This is a genomic window from Roseomonas haemaphysalidis (genome assembly GCF_017355405.1).
GTDB lineage: Bacteria > Pseudomonadota > Alphaproteobacteria > Acetobacterales > Acetobacteraceae > Pseudoroseomonas > Pseudoroseomonas haemaphysalidis.
This window is the reverse complement of sequence record NZ_CP061177.1, coordinates 2,982,834-3,000,512: the sequence shown is the minus strand read 5'-3', so window position 1 is coordinate 3,000,512 and position 17,679 is coordinate 2,982,834. Positions and strand designations below refer to the sequence as shown.

Annotated in this window: 19 protein-coding genes; 2 read left to right on the top strand and 17 right to left on the bottom strand. The window is 70.5% G+C overall.

Annotation, left to right across the window (positions count from 1 at the left end):
- Window positions 1–29: 29 nt before the first annotated feature.
- Window positions 30–953 carry a cation diffusion facilitator family transporter gene (locus tag IAI59_RS13910; RefSeq protein WP_207419634.1) on the top strand — a complete coding sequence of 308 codons (924 nt, stop codon included), beginning with the start codon at window positions 30–32 and terminating at the stop codon, window positions 951–953.
- Window positions 954–974: 21 nt separating this feature from the next.
- On the opposite strand, the gene IAI59_RS13905 is transcribed toward IAI59_RS13910, so the two are convergent.
- From IAI59_RS13905 to IAI59_RS13855, 11 genes are all read right to left on the bottom strand, one after another.
- Window positions 975–1,421: a molybdenum cofactor biosynthesis protein MoaE gene (locus IAI59_RS13905; protein ID WP_207419635.1), complete on the bottom strand. Its 447-nt coding sequence runs from the start codon at window positions 1,419–1,421 to the stop codon at window positions 975–977.
- Window positions 1,422–1,425: 4 nt separating this feature from the next.
- Window positions 1,426–1,677 carry a molybdopterin converting factor subunit 1 gene (moaD, locus tag IAI59_RS13900; protein ID WP_207419636.1) on the bottom strand — a complete coding sequence of 84 codons (252 nt, stop codon included), beginning with the start codon at window positions 1,675–1,677 and terminating at the stop codon, window positions 1,426–1,428.
- The gene (locus IAI59_RS13895; RefSeq protein ID WP_207419637.1) at window positions 1,677–2,210 is read right to left on the bottom strand and encodes a hypothetical protein; all 534 of its coding nucleotides are present in this window, start codon (window positions 2,208–2,210) and stop codon (window positions 1,677–1,679) included. Before IAI59_RS13895 ends, moaD begins: the two co-directional genes overlap by 1 nt.
- A gap of 92 nt (window positions 2,211–2,302) precedes the next feature.
- A complete protein-coding gene (gene pgsA, locus IAI59_RS13890; protein WP_207419638.1) occupies window positions 2,303–2,911 on the bottom strand; it encodes a CDP-diacylglycerol--glycerol-3-phosphate 3-phosphatidyltransferase in 609 nt (202 codons plus the stop codon).
- 23 nt (window positions 2,912–2,934) lie between these two features.
- Window positions 2,935–4,959 carry an excinuclease ABC subunit UvrC gene (uvrC, locus tag IAI59_RS13885; protein ID WP_207419639.1) on the bottom strand — a complete coding sequence of 675 codons (2,025 nt, stop codon included), beginning with the start codon at window positions 4,957–4,959 and terminating at the stop codon, window positions 2,935–2,937.
- 740 nt (window positions 4,960–5,699) lie between these two features.
- Window positions 5,700–6,110, bottom strand: a complete 411-nt coding sequence (locus IAI59_RS13880; protein ID WP_207419640.1) for a dihydroneopterin aldolase — start codon at window positions 6,108–6,110, stop codon at window positions 5,700–5,702.
- Window positions 6,107–6,880, bottom strand: a complete 774-nt coding sequence (locus IAI59_RS13875) for an SDR family oxidoreductase (RefSeq protein ID WP_207419641.1) — start codon at window positions 6,878–6,880, stop codon at window positions 6,107–6,109. The genes IAI59_RS13880 and IAI59_RS13875 overlap by 4 nt, the downstream gene beginning before the upstream one ends.
- 36 nt (window positions 6,881–6,916) lie before the next feature.
- Complete coding sequence (locus IAI59_RS13870) at window positions 6,917–7,708, bottom strand: ABC transporter ATP-binding protein (RefSeq protein WP_207419642.1); 792 nt, start codon at window positions 7,706–7,708, stop codon at window positions 6,917–6,919.
- The gene (locus tag IAI59_RS13865) at window positions 7,705–8,481 is read right to left on the bottom strand and encodes an ABC transporter permease (RefSeq protein ID WP_237181024.1); all 777 of its coding nucleotides are present in this window, start codon (window positions 8,479–8,481) and stop codon (window positions 7,705–7,707) included. Before IAI59_RS13865 ends, IAI59_RS13870 begins: the two co-directional genes overlap by 4 nt.
- A gap of 8 nt (window positions 8,482–8,489) precedes the next feature.
- Complete coding sequence (locus tag IAI59_RS13860; protein ID WP_207419643.1) at window positions 8,490–9,443, bottom strand: ABC transporter substrate-binding protein; 954 nt, start codon at window positions 9,441–9,443, stop codon at window positions 8,490–8,492.
- Window positions 9,444–9,560: 117 nt separating this feature from the next.
- On the bottom strand, window positions 9,561–10,250 hold the full coding sequence (locus tag IAI59_RS13855; protein ID WP_207419644.1) for an ABC transporter permease: 690 nt from the start codon (window positions 10,248–10,250) through the stop codon (window positions 9,561–9,563).
- Between the two features lie 71 nt (window positions 10,251–10,321).
- Between IAI59_RS13855 and IAI59_RS13850 the strand changes: the two genes are divergently transcribed.
- Window positions 10,322–10,825, top strand: coding sequence for a DUF4347 domain-containing protein (locus IAI59_RS13850; RefSeq protein ID WP_207419645.1), 504 nt, complete (start codon window positions 10,322–10,324; stop codon window positions 10,823–10,825).
- Here the strand turns inward: IAI59_RS13850 and parE are convergent.
- The 6 genes from parE to IAI59_RS13820 form a co-directional block, all read right to left on the bottom strand.
- Entirely contained in the window at window positions 10,822–12,804 is a 1,983-nt protein-coding gene (parE, locus tag IAI59_RS13845; protein WP_207419646.1) for a DNA topoisomerase IV subunit B, read from the bottom strand. The two genes, IAI59_RS13850 and parE, sit on opposite strands and share 4 nt — an antisense overlap.
- 136 nt (window positions 12,805–12,940) lie before the next feature.
- Window positions 12,941–13,432 carry a DNA starvation/stationary phase protection protein Dps gene (gene dps / locus IAI59_RS13840; RefSeq protein ID WP_207419647.1) on the bottom strand — a complete coding sequence of 164 codons (492 nt, stop codon included), beginning with the start codon at window positions 13,430–13,432 and terminating at the stop codon, window positions 12,941–12,943.
- 94 nt (window positions 13,433–13,526) lie between these two features.
- Entirely contained in the window at window positions 13,527–15,158 is a 1,632-nt protein-coding gene (locus IAI59_RS13835; protein WP_207419648.1) for an MFS transporter, read from the bottom strand.
- A gap of 72 nt (window positions 15,159–15,230) precedes the next feature.
- Window positions 15,231–15,794 carry a nucleoside 2-deoxyribosyltransferase gene (locus IAI59_RS13830; RefSeq protein ID WP_207419649.1) on the bottom strand — a complete coding sequence of 188 codons (564 nt, stop codon included), beginning with the start codon at window positions 15,792–15,794 and terminating at the stop codon, window positions 15,231–15,233.
- A gap of 102 nt (window positions 15,795–15,896) precedes the next feature.
- Window positions 15,897–16,844 (bottom strand): aliphatic sulfonate ABC transporter substrate-binding protein, encoded by a 948-nt coding sequence (locus IAI59_RS13825; RefSeq protein ID WP_237181025.1) that lies wholly within the window; start codon window positions 16,842–16,844, stop codon window positions 15,897–15,899.
- Between the two features lie 23 nt (window positions 16,845–16,867).
- Complete coding sequence (locus IAI59_RS13820; protein ID WP_207419650.1) at window positions 16,868–17,641, bottom strand: ABC transporter permease; 774 nt, start codon at window positions 17,639–17,641, stop codon at window positions 16,868–16,870.
- Between the last annotated feature and the right edge of the window lie 38 nt (window positions 17,642–17,679).

Genomic DNA, 17,679 nt, shown 5'->3' with positions numbered 1-17,679 from the left:
TTGCACCGCAGCATCGGGGGATTTTCGGCATGAGCAGCGGCGGATCGCGCAAGGTCATCTATGCGGCACTGGCGGGCAACCTCGCCATCGCCGTCACCAAGGGGCTGGCGGCCGCCTATACCGGCTCCTCCGCCATGTTCAGCGAGGCGATCCATTCGGCGGTGGACACGGGCAACCAGGGCCTGCTGCTGCTGGGGCTGAAGCGTGCCGCCCGGCCGCCGGACGCCACCCACCCCTTCGGCCACGGCATGGAGCTGTATTTCTGGTCCTTCGTGGTGGCGCTGATGATCTTCGCGCTGGGTGGTGCCTTTTCCATCTACGAAGGCATCCACAAGGTTCTAGCGCCGGAGCCGGTGGCGAATGCCTGGGTGAACTACGCCGTGCTCGGCACCTCCATCCTGTTTGAAGGCTATTCCTTCAGCGTGGCGCTCAAGGAATTCAACCTCGCCCATGCCGACGAGCCGTTCTGGCAGGCGATCCGCGCCAGCAAGGACCCCAGCGTCTTCGCCGTGCTGCTGGAGGATTCGGCGGCGCTCGCCGGGCTGGTGGTGGCGATCGCGGGCGTGGCCCTGTCGCAGCTGCTGAACCTGCCGGCGCTGGACGGCGTCGCCTCCCTCGCCATCGGCCTGCTGCTGGTGGCCACGGCGGTGTTCCTGGGGCGCGAAACGCTGAGCCTGCTGACCGGCGAATCCGCGTCCCGCGCCTCGCTGGACGGCGTGCGCGCCCTGCTGCGGGCCGACCCGCGGGTGCGGGCGGTGGACGAGGTGCTGAGCATGCAGCTCGGCCCGCGCGAGGTGCTGGTGGCCATCACCATCGACTTCCGCGACGACCTGTCGGGCGATGCGGTGGAGCGCGCGGCGGCGGAGCTGACCCAGGCCGTGGAAGCCAGCCACCCGGAGGTGACCCGGCTGTTCATGCGCCCGCGGCGTTTGCCGGTGGCCGCGCCGGCCTGAACCGCGCCTGGCGGCAGGCCTTCACCCCCACTTGGCCGCCGCCGCGTCGTCGCTGCTCCTGGCCGCCACCCAGCGGGTGGTGCCGTCAGCGAACTCCTCGTGCTTCCAGAAGGGCGCGCCGGTCTTCAACCAGTCGATCAGAAAGGCGCAGGCTTCCAGCGCCGCCGTGCGGTGGCGGCTGGCGGTCAGCACCAGCACGATCGGCTGGCCCGGCAGGATGCGCCCGTGCCGGTGGATCACGGTGCAGCCGGTGAGCGGCCAGCGGGCCTCCGCCTGCGCCGCGATCTCCGCCAGGGCGCGCTCCGTCATGCCGGGGTAGTGTTCCAGCACCAGCGCCGCCAGCCCGTCGTCGGCACGGCACAGCCCCACGAAGCTGGCCAGCCCGCCGACATCGTCGCGCCCCGCCGTCAGCGCCGCGCTTTCGGCCGCGAGGTCGAAGGGTGCTTCCTGCACGCGGATCAGGGCCACCGGCTCAGCCGCCCGTGACGGGGGGAAAGAAGGCCACCTCGTCGCCGGCCCGCACCGGGTGCTCCGGCCCGCAAAAGGCCTGGTTCACCGCGCAGCGGATCTGCCCCGCCTCGGCAAAGGCGCTGGCATGGCCGGGCGAGCGCCCGGCGAGCCACCGCATCAACCCGGCCACGTCCGCTACCTCGGCCGGCGGGTCCACCCGCTCGGCCCCCAGGCCAATCCGCTGGCGTACCCAGGCGAAGTACAGGACCTGCATCAGCGCGGCGTCGGCACCTGGCGCACGCCGCCGCGCCCGTCCAGCAGCGTGGTGGTGCCACCCTGCGGGATGGCGATGCCGGTGGCGCCTTCGGGCGTCGTGTAGGTGGCGTAGCCGGGGCCGCCCGTGCTGGTCACCACGGGGCCGTTCGGCGTCGGGATCACCCGCCCGTCGGCGCGGGGCGGCGGCGGGGCCAGCGGGGCGGGGGCCGGGTTCAGCGGCCGCAGGTTGGGGGCCTGGAAGCCGGGCGGCGGGCCGGAATAAACGTCGTTCATCGGCGGCGGGCTGGAGCTGCCGCGCCGCTCCTGGTTGCGCGTGGTCGGCGGCTCGCCGGGGCGCACGCGGGCGTCGGGGTTGCCGATGGTGCCGCGCGGCGCGTCCTCGCTGGGCCAGACGCTGTTGCCGGATTCCGGCAGCAGCGGCGGCACCTCCACGTCGCGGCCCATCACGCGGGCGACGGTCAGGCTGTCCACCGGCGGCTGGATCGGCGTGCTACCGCAGGCCGCCAACAGGGCCAGGCCGCCCAAGGCCATTGCTCGGGTCGCCATCCGTGGCTGCCGCATGATCCGCTCCTGATGTCTGCCAGTACTCATGGCGCGGAAGATGCGCCCGGGGGAGGCAATGCTCAAGGGTGGCGGGGCTGCTTGGCCGCCAGCTTGGCATCCTGCGCCTCCGCGTGCCGCAGCCCGGCGCGCAGGTAGTCCCAGCCGGTCACCAGCGTCAGCACCGCCGCCGCCCACAGCATCGCCTCGCCGATCAGCGACACTGGCAGGAAGCCGAGGCCCAGCACGCGCGCCGCCGTGTCGCCCGCCAGCAGGGTGCCGAGCGCGCCCATCTGCATGCCGGTCTTCCACTTGGCCAGCTTGGTGACCGGCAGGCCGACGCGCAGCTCCGCCAGGAATTCCCGCAGGCCGGACACCAGGATCTCGCGCAGCAGGATGATGATGGCGGGCAGCAGCCCCCAGCCGGTGAGCCGGCCCAGCCCCGCCAGCAGCATCAGCGCCGCGCCCACCAGCAGCTTGTCGGCGATCGGGTCCAGCATGCGGCCGAAGGCGGAGATCAGCTTGCGCTCGCGCGCGATCTTGCCGTCGAAGTAGTCGGTGATGGCGGCGACCGAGAACACCAAGCACGCCGCGGCATCCCCCCACGGCGTGCGCAGCGCCGCCAGCAGCACCAGCAGCGGGATGGCCGCGATGCGCGACATGGTCAGCAGATTGGGCAGGTCAGTGGGCAAGACGGGGTCCCGTAAGCATCGCCTCAGCCCTTTGCCGAATTCGGCTGCCGCGCGCCAGGGTGGAAATGCTCATGGATGCGCGTCGCCATGGCGGGGCCGATGCCCGGGCAGTTGGAAAGATCGGACAGTCCGGCCTGCCGCACGCCGCGCGCCGAGCCGAAATGATTCAGCAGCCGCCGCTTGATGGCCGACCCGACTCCGGGGATCTCGTCCAGTTCGCTGCGGGTGAGGTTCTTTGAGCGCCCCGCCCGGTGGGTGGTGATGGCGAAGCGGTGCGCCTCGTCCCGCAGCCGCTGCAGGTAGTACAGCACCGGGTCGCGCGGCGGCAGCTGGATGGGGTCGTGGCCATCCCGGTAGAACCATTCGCGCCCGGCGTCGCGGTCCGGGCCCTTGGCCACGGCGACCATGGGCAGGTCTTCCAGCCCCAGCTCGGCCATGATGGCGCGGGCGGCGGACAGCTGGCCGGCGCCGCCGTCGATCAGCACCAGGTCCGGCCACCCCTCGCCATCGCGCGTCGGGTCCTCCTTCAAGGCCTTGCCGAAGCGGCGCTCGAACACCTCGCGCATCATCGCGAAGTCGTCGCCGCCGCCGCTGGCGGCGCGCGAGCCGCCGCCAGGGCGGGCTGGCGCGGCGGGCAGGGGCACCGCGTCGCCGTCGGTGTCCACGATGTCGGGCGCGGGGGCGCGGGGGTTGCGCACCACGCCGGTGGTCTCGCCCCGGATGGCATATTTGCGATAGGCGCCCTTGGTGAAGCCGTCCGGCCCGGCCACCACCATCACGCCATAGGCATTGCTGCCCTGGATGTGGCTGTTGTCGTAGATCTCGATGCGCCGGGGCACCTCGGGCAGGTCGAACAGCCTTTGCACGCCGTCCAGCAGGGCGGCCTGCGCGGTGCCCTCGGCCAGGTGCCGCTCCAGCGCTTCCCGCGCGTTGGTGGCGGCATGGTCCACGGCGGCGCGCTTGTCGCCACGCTGCGGGCGGTGAAGCTCCACCTTGCGTCCGGCCTTGATGGACAGGGCTTCGGCGATCAGCGCGGATTCCGGCAGGTCGTGGTTCAGCAACACCAGCGGCGGCGGCGGCAGGTCGTCGTAGAGCTGCGACAGAAAGGCGGTCAGCACCTCGTCCGGGGCTGCGTCGTCCTTGCCGTGGCTTGGAAAGAAGGAGCGGTTGCCGTTGTTGCGGCCGCCGCGGAAAAAAAACACCTGCACGCAGGACTGGCCGGCCAACTGGTGCATCGCCACCACGTCCGCATCGCCGATGCCATCCAGGTGGATGCTGTTCTGCCCCTGCACGTGGGTCAGGCCGCGGATGCGGTCGCGGATGGAGGCCGCGCGCTCGAACTGCAGCTCGGCGGCGGCGGCCTCCATCTCGGCGGCCAGTTTCTTCTGGATGGAGGGCGTTTCGCCGGACAGGAACTGCTTGGCCTGCTTCACCAGCCCGGCATAGTCCTCCCGGCTGATGCGCTCCACGCAGGGCGCCGAGCAGCGCTTGATCTGGTACAGCAGGCAGGGCCGGTCGCGGCTGTTGAACACCGTGTCGCGGCAGGAGCGCAGCAGGAACACGCGCTGCAGCGCCGTGATGGTCTGGTTCACCGCCCAGGCGCTGGCGAAGGGGCCGAAATAGCTGGCGCCCTTCTTCTTGTCGCCGCGGTGCTTGCCGATCATCGGCCAGTCGTGGTCGTCGGTCAGCAGCAACCAGGGGTAGGACTTGTCGTCCCGCAGCACGATGTTGAAGCGCGGCCGCAGGCGCTTGATCAGGTTGGCTTCCAGCAGCAGCGCCTCGGCCTCGGAGCCGGTGGTGACGATCTCCATGCGCCGGGTGCCGGACACCATGCGCCGCAAGCGCTCCGGCAGCCGGCCGATCTGTGTGTAGGAATACACGCGCCGCTTCAGGTTGCGCGCCTTGCCGACGTACAGCGCGTCGCCCTTGGCATCGAGCATCCGGTACACGCCGGGGGCCTCGGGCATCTGCAGCAGGGCGGCTTCGATCACCGCGACGCCTTGCATGGGCGTGGGCTCGAACTCGCCGGGAGGGGTGGCGTCAGGCATGGGGGGGATCAATCACGCAAGGGCTGGCGGCTCAAGGGGAGAGGCGGTTTTTCCACCGAAGCTGTGGATAAGGGTGTGGATGCATGGGGGGCAACCACCCGTAAGTGGCTGTCATCTGCCGTTCATACGGTGGTGCTCATGCATTGGGCAATCAAGCCTTGCAATAAAAAACAATAACTTAGGGCTTTCCGGCCTGCCCGGAAATGTCAATGGCAGGAATGAACTTGACGCTCGCGCACTCGCCGGCGGGGCGGAGTGGACCTTTGAAAGCCTCGGCGGGCCGCCTCGGTTATCCACCAATCCGGTGGATAACAATGTGGGGCACCGGCGTCTGGCCGCGAACAAGCCGGGGATGATCTGTCGTCGCATCGGCCCGGCGCCGGCGGCGGGGCGGTTGTCCACCGTTTCCGTGGACAGCGTTGTGGATAGGCCGGCCGCAACCGGTACCGCACCCCGGCACAAGCCACGGCATGACTGACCCACCCGTTTTGGGACTGGACAGCTCCGTGACGGCGGCCGTTGCCCTGATTACGGGCTGCCGAACGGGAGTTTCCCACCAAAGCTGTGGATAAGTGTGTGGACGCAGCAGCTCACAACCCCGCAAAGCCTTGCAGTTCCGGCTGTTGCAGAGTGTTGCCCAGCGTTTAGGCAATTGACTAATGCATTGATTTTAAATGGTAGTGTGGAAAATCAATGGCTCACGGCTGTCAAGATGCAAAGGCTTTCAGACCTGCGAAAGCCTATTGCGGCGCGGTGGATGAATTCCGCAGCCGCTCCACCGTCACACCCACGCCGGCCGCATCTGCCACGATATCAGGCTTTTCCACGGTGACCCTGACAGACCGCACCCGCACATCCGCCAGGGCGGCCAAAGCGATCCGCTCTGCCAGTGTTTCAGCCAGGCGGGTGTGGCCGGTGGTGGCGGTGCTCCGGGCGGCGTCGGCCACGGCGCCGTAATCGACCACCCGGTCCAGCCGGTCCGGACCGATGTCATGCGGCGCGGCATCGTCCTCCACCAGCAGCTCAATATCGATCAGCACGCGCTGGGGCACCACCTCCTGCGGGTAAACGCCAAGGCGTGCCATCACTTCCAGCCGGCGGATGAAGACGCGGCGCAGGCCCCGCGCGGCGTCAGGACCATAGCCGCTCATTCCGTCATCCCCGGGCCACGGGCGGGCGACCATTGCAAATGCTGCCCGCCATCCAGCGCGATCATCTGCCCGGTCATCGCCGGTAGGCGCAGGATGGCGAGCACAGCTTCCGCCACCTCGTCGGGGCTGGTGCCGTGGGCGAGGGGCACGCCGGCGCATTGCTGGGCGAAGTGCTCGGGCGTTTGGCGCGGGCTGGGCATGGCCGGGCCGGGCCCGATGCCGTTGACCCGGACGCGCGGCGCCAGCGCCAGGGCCATGCTTTGCGTCAGGGCCCACAGCGCGGCCTTGGACAGGCTGTAGGAGATGAAATGCGGCGTCAGCGACCAGACGCGCTGGTCCAGCATGTTGATCACCACGCCCTCGGCGGCCTCGGGCAATGCCTGTGCGAAGGCCTGCATCAGCACGAAGGGGGCGCGCAGATTGGGCTCCACATGGCGGTCCCAGCTGTCGCGCGTCGCGTCATGCCATTCGTCGCGTTCAAAGGTGGACGCGTTGTTCAGCAACACGCCGACCGGCCCGAGCGCGGCGCCGGCGGCCGGCAGCAGGGCCTCCACCTCGTCTTCCCGCATCAGGTCGGCGCGCAGGATGGCGGCGCGGCGGCCCAGCGCCTCGATCTCCCGGGCCGTCGCCTCGGCATCCGCCTGGCTGTCGCGGTGGTGCAGCGCGATGTCGAAGCCGGCGCCCGCCAGCGCCAGGGCCGAGGCGCGGCCCAGGCGCCGGGCGCCGCCGGACACCAGCGCGACGCGGGGGATGGAAGGCGGGATGGGCATGCGGGTGCCAATGGCGGCAGCCGCGCGTCCGGTCAATCAGGCCAGCGCGGCCTTGCGCACTTCCTCGCGGATTTCAGCCATCAGCCGGGCCTTCAGCTCGGCGAAGACGGGGGTGGTCTTGACCGTCCAGTCGCGGGGGTAGGGCAGGGGCACCGCGACCTCGGCCTTCACCCGGCCGGGGCGGGCGGACATCACCAGCACGCGGTTGGCCAGAAAGATGGCCTCGTCGATATCGTGGGTGACGAACAGCACGGTCTTGCGCGCCTCCGGGCTGTCGGCGCCCCAGACCTCCAGCAGCAGTTCCTGCATCAGCTCGCGGGTCTGGTGGTCCAGCGCGCCGAAGGGCTCGTCCAGCAGCAGCACGGCGGGGTCGTTGGCCAGGGCGCGGGCCAGGGCGGTGCGCTGCTGCATGCCGCCCGACAGCTGCCGGGGCCAGTGGTCCTCGAAGCCGCGCAGGCCCGTGCGGGCGATGAACTTGTCCGAGACCGCGCGGACTTCCGCCTCCGGCAGCTTCCGCTCGCGCAGGCCGAACTCGATGTTCTGCCGCACCGTCAGCCAGGGGAACAGGGTGTAGGACTGGAACACCATCCCCCGTTCCGGCCCGGGCGCGGTCACGCCGCGCCCGTCCAGCGCCACGCTGCCGCCGCTGGGCCGGTCCAGCCCCGCGACGATGCGCAGCAGGGTGGACTTGCCGCAGCCCGAGGGGCCGAGGATGGAAACGAACTCTCCCGGCGCGACGTCGAGGTCGGTGGGCTGCAGCGCCAGGGTGGGGCCCGTCTTGCCCTGGCCGGGAAAGGTGCGGGTCACGGCACGGATGGTCAGGGTCATGTCAGCGCCGCCCAGCGGAACAGGCGGCGGTTCAGCGCCTTGAACAGGAAGTCCGTCACCAGTCCGATGATGCCGATGACGACGATGCCGAAGATCATCTGCCCCGTATCCAGCAGCCGCTGGCTGTCCATGATCATGTGGCCGATGCCGCTTTGCGCGCCGATCAGTTCGGCGACGATCACGTAGGTCCAGGCCCAGCCCAGCACCAGCCGCAGCGCTTCCATCACCTGCGGCGCGGCGGCCGGAATGATGACGCGGCGCAGGATGCCGGAGGAGCGGGCGCCCAGTGTATAGGCGGCCTCCACCAGGTCGATGCGCGTGGCGCCGGCGATGACGGCGACCATGATGACGATCTGGAACACCGAGCCGAGGATGATGACCGATAGCTTCTGCGCTTCCCCCACGCCGGCCCAAAGGATCAGCAGCGGAATGAAGGCCGAGGCCGGCAGGTAGCGGGCAAAGGAGATGAAGGGTTCGAAAAAGGCCTCGACGCCTTTGTAGGCCCCCATCGCCAGCCCGAGCGGCACGGCGACCACGGCGGCCAGCCCGAAGCCGCCCAGCACGCGCCAGACGGTCATGCCGATGTCATGGATGAAGCCGTATTCGGTGAACAGCGCGACGCCGGCCAGCAGCGCCTGGCCGGGCGAGGCCAGGAACAGCGGCGGCACGACGCCGCCATAGGTGACGGCGCCCCAAAGGCCGACGAAGACGACGAAGAAGCCGATGCCGAGCACGAGCCGGGCAGCGGCGGAAACAGGCTTGAGCGGTTGCAAGGGCGTGATCAGGCGACGAAGCGCGTGTCCAGCAGCTTGCCGAGGTCGGGCGCCGTGCGCACCACGCCGGCTTCCCGCTGCACTTCCAGGGCCTTGCCCATGAACTCCTGGATGCCGCCGCCCACATAGGCCTTGTTCTCGGCCGCGTCCTGCCAGTCGATAAACGCGGCCGACGCCTTGAAGGCCTCGCCCGACTGGTTCACCCGCTTGCCCATGATCTCGTAGGACTTGTCCGGCTCGCGCTCGATCATGGCCAGCGCGTCGTTCCAGCTCTTCACCACGGCGCGCACGGCGGCTTCGTTCTTGGACACGAAGTCAGGCGTGAAGGCGAGCGTATCGACGACCACGGGGTAATCCACCGTGGTCGCCAGGATGCGGCCCTTGTCGGCCGGCAGGCTGCGGATGGAGGACAGGTAGGGCTCATAGGTCGAGCAGCCGTCGAACTGCCCGGCGACGAAGGCCTGGGCGGCCGGCTGCGGCGCCAGGGTCGCGGTCTGCACGTCCTTGATGGACAGGCCGTTCTCGCGGAGCATGTAGGCCAGCACGAAGTAGGGCGTGGTGCCGGCGCCATCCACCGCGAAGGTCTTGCCCTTCATGTCCGCCCAGCCGCCGATGCTGGGCCGCACCGCGATGCCGTCGCCGCCCTTGCTCTTGTCCAGCACCAGCACCTGGACCAGCGGCATGGTGCTGGCCCAGAGGATCATGGTGTCCACCGTGGTGACCACGCAGTTCAACGCGCCGCTGGCCAGTGCCAGGTTGCGCTGCGCCTGCGGCACGAAGCGGGTCTCGACCTCCACGCCGTTGGCCTTGAACAGCCCGGCCTGCTCGGCCAGCGTCAGCGGCGCGAAGCCGGTCCAGCCGGACATGCCGATGGTGATCTTCGGCATCGCCTGTGCCCGGGCGACATGCGGCATGGCGAGCGGCGCGAGGGCGGCGCCTAGCAGCAGGCGGCGATGCAGCATCGGTGTCGTCTCCCAGGGTCAAGGGCGCCAGCCTAGACAGCGGCGATGCGGCCGGGAAGGGCCGTCGCGCGGCCCCCGGCCCGTAACGGGACGCGGTTTGGCCGCAGCTTGGGCAGCCTATGCCCGCCGGTCGAGCAGCAGCACCGCCATGCTGACGCCCAGGCACAGCAGCAGCAGCACGGCGCCGAGCGCCAGGGCCATCGGCAGGTCGCCCTTCTGGGTTTCCAGCGCGATGGCGGTGGTCATGGTGCGGGTTTCGCCACGGATGTTGCCGCCGACCACCAGAATGGCACCGACCTCGGCAATGGCGCGACCGAAGGCGGCCAGGAACACCGTGGCCAGCGGCGGCCGGGCCATGCGCGCCACCTGCCAGAAGGCCTGGGCGGGGTTGGCGCCGTCGATCGCCAGGGCATCGCGGTGCTCGGCCCAGAAGGGTGCCAATGCGCGGGCGGCCAGCGCGATGACGATGGGTATGGCCAGGATGCTTTGGGCCAGCACCATGCCCGTGGGGGTGAACAGCCAGCCCAGCGCCCCCAGCGGGCCGGAGCGCGACAGCAGCAGGTAGCACGCCAGCCCGACCACCACCGGTGGCAGCCCCAACGACGCATTGGCCAGCAGCAGCAGCAGCTTGCGGCCGGCAAAGCGGCCGCCCACCAGCAGCGCCGCCAGCGGCAGGCCGATCAGAAAGGCGAGGGCGGCGGCGGTGCCGGAAACCCGCAGCGACAGCACGACGATGCGCCACAGCTCGGCATCCCCGCCCGCCAGCAGGCCCATTGCCAGGCGGGCGGCCTCCGCCACGTCGTTCACGCCGCCCCCGTTGACGATTTGGCAAGGAGCGCGGGTGCAGGATGCCGACGGCCCAGAAGGGAATGACTGACATGACGCAGAATGGCGGAGAAACGATGGAACTGCTGGTCCTGGACCCGCGCCGCGACGACTGGCCCGCGCTGGTGGCCGAGGCCGGCGCCGAGACGATGGTGCTGCTGCTGGACTGCCGGCGGGACGGGCTGCGGGAAATGCTGGACGCCACGCAGGGCCGCCCGGGGTTCGCGCGCATCCGCATTGCCGATGCCGGTGGTCCCGGGCGGCTGTGCCTGGGCGCGCTGGTGCTGGACATGCCGGCCCTGGCGGCGCGGAAAGAGGATCTGGCACGGCTGGGGCAGCGGCTGGCCCCCGGCGGCGTGCTGCATCTGTGCGGCGGGGGCGGCGGTGCCAGTGCCGCGGGCGGGCGCTTCGTGGCGGCGCTGGCACGGCTGATGGGACGGGACGTGACGGTGCCCCGGGCGGCCTGGATGCCGGGCAGCATCGGCGCGCTGGTGCCCGCCGCCCTGGTGGCCGGGGCGGCGGTCCGGGAAGCGGCGGCACGGCATCGGCAGGCTTAGGCGTCCACTTCCTCGGCATCCAGTCGGGCGGCGTTGTCCTGGATGAAGCGGAACCGCAATTCCGGGCGGCGGCCCATCAGCTCGTCCACGCGCTTGGCGGTGGCTTCCCGTTCCTCGGACGGCAGGACCACCTTCAGCAGGGTGCGGCGCTTCGGGTCCATGGTGGTTTCCTTGAGCGACGCGGCAGGCATCTCGCCCAACCCCTTGAAGCGGCTGACCTCCACCTTCTGGGATGGCTTGAAGGCCTTCTTCATCAGCTTCAGCCGCTCGGCGTCGTCCATGGCATAAACGGTCTTGCCGCCGGCGGTCAGGCGGAACAGCGGCGGGCGGGCCAGGTGCAGCCGGCCCTGGCGTACCAGCTCTGGCAGTTCCTGGTAGAAGAAGGTCATCAGCAGCGTCGCGATGTGGGCGCCGTCCACGTCGGCATCCGTCATGATGATGATGCGGCCGTAGCGCAGGCGGGCGATGTCGAAGCGCTCGCCCGCTCCGCAGCCCAGCGCCTCGATCAGGTCCTTCAATTCCTGGTTCTGCCGCAGCTTGTCGGCGGAAGCGGAAGCAACGTTGAGGATCTTGCCGCGCAACGGCAGCACGGCCTGGGTTTCGCGGTCGCGCGCCTGCTTGGCGGAGCCGCCGGCCGAATCGCCCTCCACCAGGAACAGCTCGGTGCCTTCCGCCGATTCGCGGGCGCAATCCGCCAGCTTGCCGGGCAGGCGCAGGCGGCGCGTCGCGGTCTTGCGCGGCGTATCCTTCTGCTCGCGGCGGCGGATGCGGTCCTCGGCGCGCTCGATCGCGAAGGCCAGCAGGTTGCCGGCGGTCTGCGGGTCACCGGCCAGCCAGTGGTCGAAATTGTCGCGCAGCCCGGCCTCCACCAGGCGGGCGGCTTCGGGGCTGGTCAGCTTGTCCTTGGTCTGGCCCTGGAACTGCGGGTCGCGCACGAAGACGGACAGCATGCCGGCCAGGCCGCCGAACACGTCCTCCGCCGTCACCACGCTGGCGCGCTTCTCCTTCTTCAGTTCGCCATAGGCGCGCAGGCCCTTGACCAGCGCGGCGCGCAGCCCCGCCTCATGCGTGCCGCCCTGGGGGGTGGGAATGGTGTTGGCGTAGGTATGAACAAAACCCTCGCCGCGCTCCACCCAGGTGACGGCCCATTCCACGCGGCCGGCGGCATTGGGGAAGGTGGCCTCGCCGGCCCAGGGGGCGGGGATGACGGTGGCCGTGTTTTCCACCGCCGCGGCCAGGAAGTCGGACAGGCCGCCCGGGAAATGCAGCGTGGCGTTGCTGGGCGTGTCGTCGCGGATCAGCGCCGGGTCGCAGGACCAGCGGATCTCGACGCCCCGGTACAGATAGGCCTTGGAGCGGCACAGCTTGAACAGCCGCGTGGCCGAGAACTGCTGCGTCGCGAAGATCTCGGGGTCCGGCTTGAAGCGGATGGTGGTGCCGCGCCGGTTGTGGATGGGGCCGGCGTTCTTCAGCTTGGTGGTCGGCTTGCCGCGCGAATAGCGCTGAGTGAACAGGGTGCGGTCGCGCGCGACCTCCACCTCCATCAGCTCCGACAGCGCGTTGACCACGCTGCTGCCGACGCCGTGCAGGCCGCCCGAGGTGTCATAGGCCTTGCCGGAAAACTTGCCGCCGGAATGCAGGGTGGTGAGGATCACCTCCAGCGCGGATAGCTTGGGAAACTTGGGGTGGGGGTCCACTGGGATGCCGCGGCCGTTGTCGCGCACCACCAGCACGTTGCCGGCTTCCAATGACATCTCGATGCGGTCGGCATGGCCGGCCACCGCCTCGTCCATGGCGTTGTCCAGCACCTCGGCCGCCAGGTGGTGCAGGGCATTCTCGTCGGTGCCGCCGATATACATGCCAGGGCGGCGGCGCACCGGCTCCAGGCCCTCCAGGACCTCGATGTCCTTGGCGGAATAAGTGGTCTGCTGGGCCGTCGCGGGGGCCTTGGCCCCCTTGCCGCCGAAGAGATCGTTCATGTCTTGTTCACACCCCTCGTGGCGCACCGTAGCGGCCCCGGGGGGTGTGCCGCAACCCGGCGGGCGGGGGGCGGACATGACAACGGCGGCGCCCCTTCCGGAGCGCCGCCGCCGTCGCACACTGGTTCGCGAAGGATTACTTCTCGACGTTCTCGATATGGGCTTCCAGCATCCACAGCTTCTTGTCGAGAGCGCGGGACACCTCGGTCAACAGGTCAGCGGTGTCGGCGTCACCGGCCTCGTCCGTCGTGTCTATGCCGTCGCGCACCGCCTTGGCATTGGCCGCGAAGCGGTCCGCCAGCTCAGCCACGTGCGTCAACGTATAGGTGGTGTCGCGCGGGTAGGGCTTCAGGCGGGTCTTCTCGGAAATCAGCTGGGTGGTGCCATCCGGCGTGCCGCCGAGCTGCACGATGCGCTCCGCGATGTCGTCGGTGGACACGAACAGCTCGTTGTAGAAGGTTTCCAGCATCAGGTGCAGCCCGATGAAGTTGGGGCCGCGCAGGGTCCAATGCGCCTGGCGGACGCAATGGGTCAGGTCGATGCTGTCGACCAGCACGCCGTTCAGCACGTTGATCGACGTCTTCTTGGCGTTTTCGCCGACGTCGTTGCGGGACTTCTTCAGGGCCATGTATCCGTCTCCTTGCTGGCTGGCTCGCTAACGCCCTTTTCAAAGGGAGAGTTGCCCCACGGACGCATGACCATCGGACCATGGAGCCATGCCGTCACGGATCGTGGGCGATGGAGCGCGACGCCTCGGGCGGGCGGTCGCCCCTGTGCAGCGCGGCCGCACGGGCGATGGCGGCGCGGTCCTCCGGCTCCAGCCGGTGCATCTCGCGCAGGTGCTCGGTCCAGCTTTCCATGGCCCAGAACTCGGCCCACTGCTCCGGGTGGGCCACGTCCTCGTACAGCCGCCACCACAGGGCGCCGGACCGGAGCCTGACGCCGCGCAGCTGTGCCATGGCCGCCAGAAAGGCGGTGCGGTCAGCGGGGTCGATGCGGTAGCGCACGGCTTCCAGCACCCGGCCGCGGTCGCGCGCCAGCAGCGGCGCCAGCTCGGGTGCCACGGCTTCCGGCTGCGGCAGGGCGGAGGCGGCGGGCTCAGCGTGGGTGGCGGTTTCCATCCTCCAGGGCAGCACCGCGAAGGCCGTCACCAGCCCGACCAGCCCGAAGCCCAGCAGCGCCCACTGCACCCCCACCACGTCCCCCAGCCAGCCGGCCAGCGCCGAGCCCGAGGCCAGCGCCCCGAAGGTACCGAGCTGGTAGATGCCGATGGCCCGCGCCCGCACCCAGGCCGGCGCGGAAAGCTGCGCATAGGCCTGCAGCGAGGAGGAAGCGACGATCCAAGAAACGCCGTAGAGCAGCATCCCCACCCCGGCCACCGACCAGTGCGGCGCGACCCCCAGCAGCAGCAGCGCGACCATGCCGGTGACGCTGCCCAGCAGCACCAGCTGGCCGCGCCCCATGATGGCGCGCAGCCGGCCCATCGCCAGCCCGCCGCCCACGGCGCCGACGCCCATGGCCGTCAGCATCAGCCCGAAGGCCTCCGGCCCCAGTCCCAGCCGCTCGCGCACCAGCAGCGGCAGCAGCCCCCACATGGAGGCGGCGAAAAGGAAATAGGCCAGCGCCCGCAGGATGATGGCGCGCATGACGGGGCTGGCCGAAACAAACCGCGCGCCGGCCCGCATGGCGGACAGGAAGTGCTCCTTCGGCAGGGTCTGTCGCGGCGCCTCCCGCTTCCACACCAGCAGCGCCACGATCAGCACCAGAAAGCAGGCGGCGTTGACCGCGAAGGCCGCCTGGGTGCCCGCCAGCCCGATGATGAAGCCGCCCAGCGCCGGGCCGATGGAGCGGGCGATGTTGAAGCCGATGTTGTTGAGCAGGATGGCCTGCGTCAGGTCGGCGCGCGGCACCAGCTCCGGCATGGTGGCGGACCAGGCGGGCGAGTTCATGGCGCTGCCGGCGCCGATGGCGAAGGTCAGCGCCAGCAATCCCCAGGGGCCGATCAGATGCAGCGCCGTCAGCAGGCACAGCAGCGCGCCCATCAGGCACATCCAGCTTTGCGCCGCGATCAGGTGGCGCCTGCGGTCCAGGATGTCGGCAAAGGCACCGGCGGGCAGCGCCAGCAGAAACACCGGCAGCATGGAAGCCGCCTGCACCAGGCTGACCATGATGGGCGAAGGGGCGAGGCTGGTCATCAGCCAGCCGGCCCCGGTGTTCTGCACCCAGATGCCGGTGTTGCTGGCCAGGCTGGCAATCCACAGCAGCCGGAAGTTGGCGTGGCGCAGCGGCGAGAAGGTGGAGCTGGTCGGCACCGTGTCGCGTGCAATGGGGGCTGCGTCGGCCCGTCTCGGCATCGTTGGTCGTTCCCCGTTGTCCCGCTGCCGTTGTGCCGCGCCGGGCGGCGGGGTGCCAGGGGGTGGGAAGCTCTAAGCTCGCCCGGCCAGGGCCCGGACGCAGTCCTCGAAGGCGGCCAGGTCGCTCCAGCGTTCCGCCGCGGGCACCGCGCGGGTCACCAGCCGGCCGCCGGCGGCGATGATGCCGCCGTCGATCATCAGGTTGTCGGTCAGCCCGAAGCTTTCCAGGTGCAGGCCCTCGCCATCCACCCAGTCGTCCTCGGCCCGCAGCCGCGCCGCGGGGCCCAGAAAGGCCAGGGTGCGGTCGCGAAAGGTTTCGCCCGTGTTGGCGTAGCCCAGCACCGGGCGGCCCAGCGCGCGCATGAAGCCCAGCTCGTACACCGTGCCGGCATCGGCCGAGGGGCCACGGAACGGCGTCAGGTTGGCGATCAGGGCATCGCAGGCGCGGATATGCGCCTCGTTGCGCAGATAGATCTGCAGGAAGCGGTCGGGCACCGCATCGGCCGCGGCGCAATGGATCGGGTCCAGCGGAAATACGCCCTGCATCCCATGCCGGGCGCAGATGTCCTTTTTGGCCTCCGCGATGGCGTTGGCGTCGGGCAGGAAGACGTCGGGACCGGCGAGGTAGATGCGCATGATTCGCAATGTGCCCGCCGCGCGGCCCGGAGCCTAGGGTTGCTGTGTCATGGCTTGTCGCTTTCGCGCAGGGCGCGAAGACCCCGGGCGCGCAACAACCGCCTAGTCCAGCCGCACCACGCCGGCCGCGACATCGGGCCGCCGGGGGATGATGCCGCTCGCCACGTACCAGTCCGCGATCAGCCCGATCTGCGCGATGTCGGCATCCGACACGGCGCGGGTCGGCACCGCGTTGTTGCGCCCGATGGCGGGGGCCAGCGCGGCGGGCAGGCTCATGGCCTCGGCCCAGATGCGGCCGGCTTCCGCCGTGTTGTCCTGCGCCCAGCGGTTGTCCGCCCGGCAGCAATCCAGCACCGCCTGCAGCAGCGGGCGGCGGCGGGCCGCGAAGTCGCGGGCGCACAGCAGCGTCACGGCGTTGTCGGAGCCGATGGCGGCGCCATCCGCCAGCATCCGGGCGCCGTAGCTTTGCAGCGCGATGGTCACGAAGGGGTCCCAGGTGGCCCAGGCGTCCACATGGCCCTGGGCGAATGCGGCGCCGCTGTCGCCGGGGGACAGGTAAACCCGCCGCACCGCCGCCGCCGGCACGCCGTTGGTGTCCAGCGCCCGCATCAGGAGATATTCGCCGGTGCCGCCGCGGTTGACCGCGACGCTGCGGTTCGCGAGGTCGGCCAGGCGGCGGACCGGGCTGTCGTCTTTCACCAGGATGCCTTCGCCGCCCGGCGCGATCTTCTGGTAGGCGAAGACCTGCATCGGGATGCCGGCCGCCAGGGCGGCGATGGAGGCGGTGGAGGAGCCGGCCGTGATGTCGATGCTGCCGGCGTTCAACGCTTCCAGCGCCGGGGCGGCGGCGGCGAAGGGCCCGGCCCATTCCACCCTGGCACCCAGGGCCGCCAGGGCCCGTTCCAGCGTGCCCCGCGCCCGGCCGGTGGTGATATCGTTGGGTGCGCGCAGCCAGCCGATGCGGACGGGGGTGGCCTGAGCCACGGCCGGCAGTGGCAAGGCCGCGGCACCCAGCAGGCCAAGGGCCTGGCGGCGGGGCAGGAGGGGCATGGGTCGGGTTCTCCGGGAAAAGGTCATGCGGCGGGCAGGTCCGGGCGCCAGCGCAGCGCGCGGGCTTCCAGCAGCCGCACCAGCCCGTCGGTGGCCAGCCCCATCGCCGCATAGACCAGCAGGCAGACGATGATGACGTCGGTTTGCAGAAAATCCCGCGCCGTGGCGATCAGCGCGCCCAGCCCGCTGCCGGCGTTGATCTGCTCCGCCACCACCAGGCTCAGCCAGGCGAGGCTGAGGCCATAGCGGATGCCCACCAGCAGCGCCGGCAAGGCCCCCGGGAGAACGACGTGGCGCACCTGCCCCAGCCAGGACAGGCCCAGGGTGCGCCCGGCTTCCAGCAACCGGGCGTCGGTGCCGCGGATGCCCGCATGCAACGTCAGGTAGATGGGAAACACGGCGCCGATGGCGACCAGCCCGACCTTGGGCGCCTCGCCAATGCCGAACCACAGGATGAACAGGGGAAGCAGGCCAAGAAACGGCATGGCCTTGAGCATCTGCAGCGGCGGATCGAGCACAAGCTCGCCCAACCGGAACAGGCCGGCCAGGATCGCCAGCGGCACGGCCAGCCCCAGCGCGATGCCGAAGCCCGCCGCCACCCGCAGCACGGAAACCGCCAGCCCCTGCGGCAAGGTCCCGGCGCGCGTCAGTTCCCAGGCGGTCGCGACGATCTGCGCGGGGGACGCCAGCACGCGGGGCGGCAGCAGGCCGCAGGCACTGGCAAGCTGCCACAGCAGCAGCAGCGCCAGCGGCGACAGCAGCCTGAGCCAGCCGGAGGTTGGGGCGTTGTCACGCATCGCCGACCATCTGGACCAGCGGCGGCGCCCGCGCCACC

Coding starts and splice junctions, on each gene's coding strand:
- IAI59_RS13825 (WP_237181025.1), bottom strand. CDS start 16,844: ATGCCCCTCCTGCCCCGCCGCCAGGCCCTTGGCCTGCTGGGTGCCGCG.
- IAI59_RS13835 (WP_207419648.1), bottom strand. CDS start 15,158: ATGCCGAGACGGGCCGACGCAGCCCCCATTGCACGCGACACGGTGCCG.
- IAI59_RS13860 (WP_207419643.1), bottom strand. CDS start 9,443: ATGCTGCATCGCCGCCTGCTGCTAGGCGCCGCCCTCGCGCCGCTCGCC.
- IAI59_RS13830 (WP_207419649.1), bottom strand. CDS start 15,794: ATGCGCATCTACCTCGCCGGTCCCGACGTCTTCCTGCCCGACGCCAAC.
- IAI59_RS13910 (WP_207419634.1), top strand. CDS start 30: ATGAGCAGCGGCGGATCGCGCAAGGTCATCTATGCGGCACTGGCGGGC.
- IAI59_RS13820 (WP_207419650.1), bottom strand. CDS start 17,641: ATGCGTGACAACGCCCCAACCTCCGGCTGGCTCAGGCTGCTGTCGCCG.
- IAI59_RS13870 (WP_207419642.1), bottom strand. CDS start 7,708: ATGACCCTGACCATCCGTGCCGTGACCCGCACCTTTCCCGGCCAGGGC.
- IAI59_RS13850 (WP_207419645.1), top strand. CDS start 10,322: ATGACGCAGAATGGCGGAGAAACGATGGAACTGCTGGTCCTGGACCCG.
- uvrC (WP_207419639.1), bottom strand. CDS start 4,959: ATGCCTGACGCCACCCCTCCCGGCGAGTTCGAGCCCACGCCCATGCAA.
- IAI59_RS13880 (WP_207419640.1), bottom strand. CDS start 6,110: ATGAGCGGCTATGGTCCTGACGCCGCGCGGGGCCTGCGCCGCGTCTTC.
- IAI59_RS13895 (WP_207419637.1), bottom strand. CDS start 2,210: ATGGCCTTGGGCGGCCTGGCCCTGTTGGCGGCCTGCGGTAGCACGCCG.
- dps (WP_207419647.1), bottom strand. CDS start 13,432: ATGGCCCTGAAGAAGTCCCGCAACGACGTCGGCGAAAACGCCAAGAAG.
- moaD (WP_207419636.1), bottom strand. CDS start 1,677: ATGCAGGTCCTGTACTTCGCCTGGGTACGCCAGCGGATTGGCCTGGGG.
- parE (WP_207419646.1), bottom strand. CDS start 12,804: ATGAACGATCTCTTCGGCGGCAAGGGGGCCAAGGCCCCCGCGACGGCC.
- IAI59_RS13875 (WP_207419641.1), bottom strand. CDS start 6,880: ATGCCCATCCCGCCTTCCATCCCCCGCGTCGCGCTGGTGTCCGGCGGC.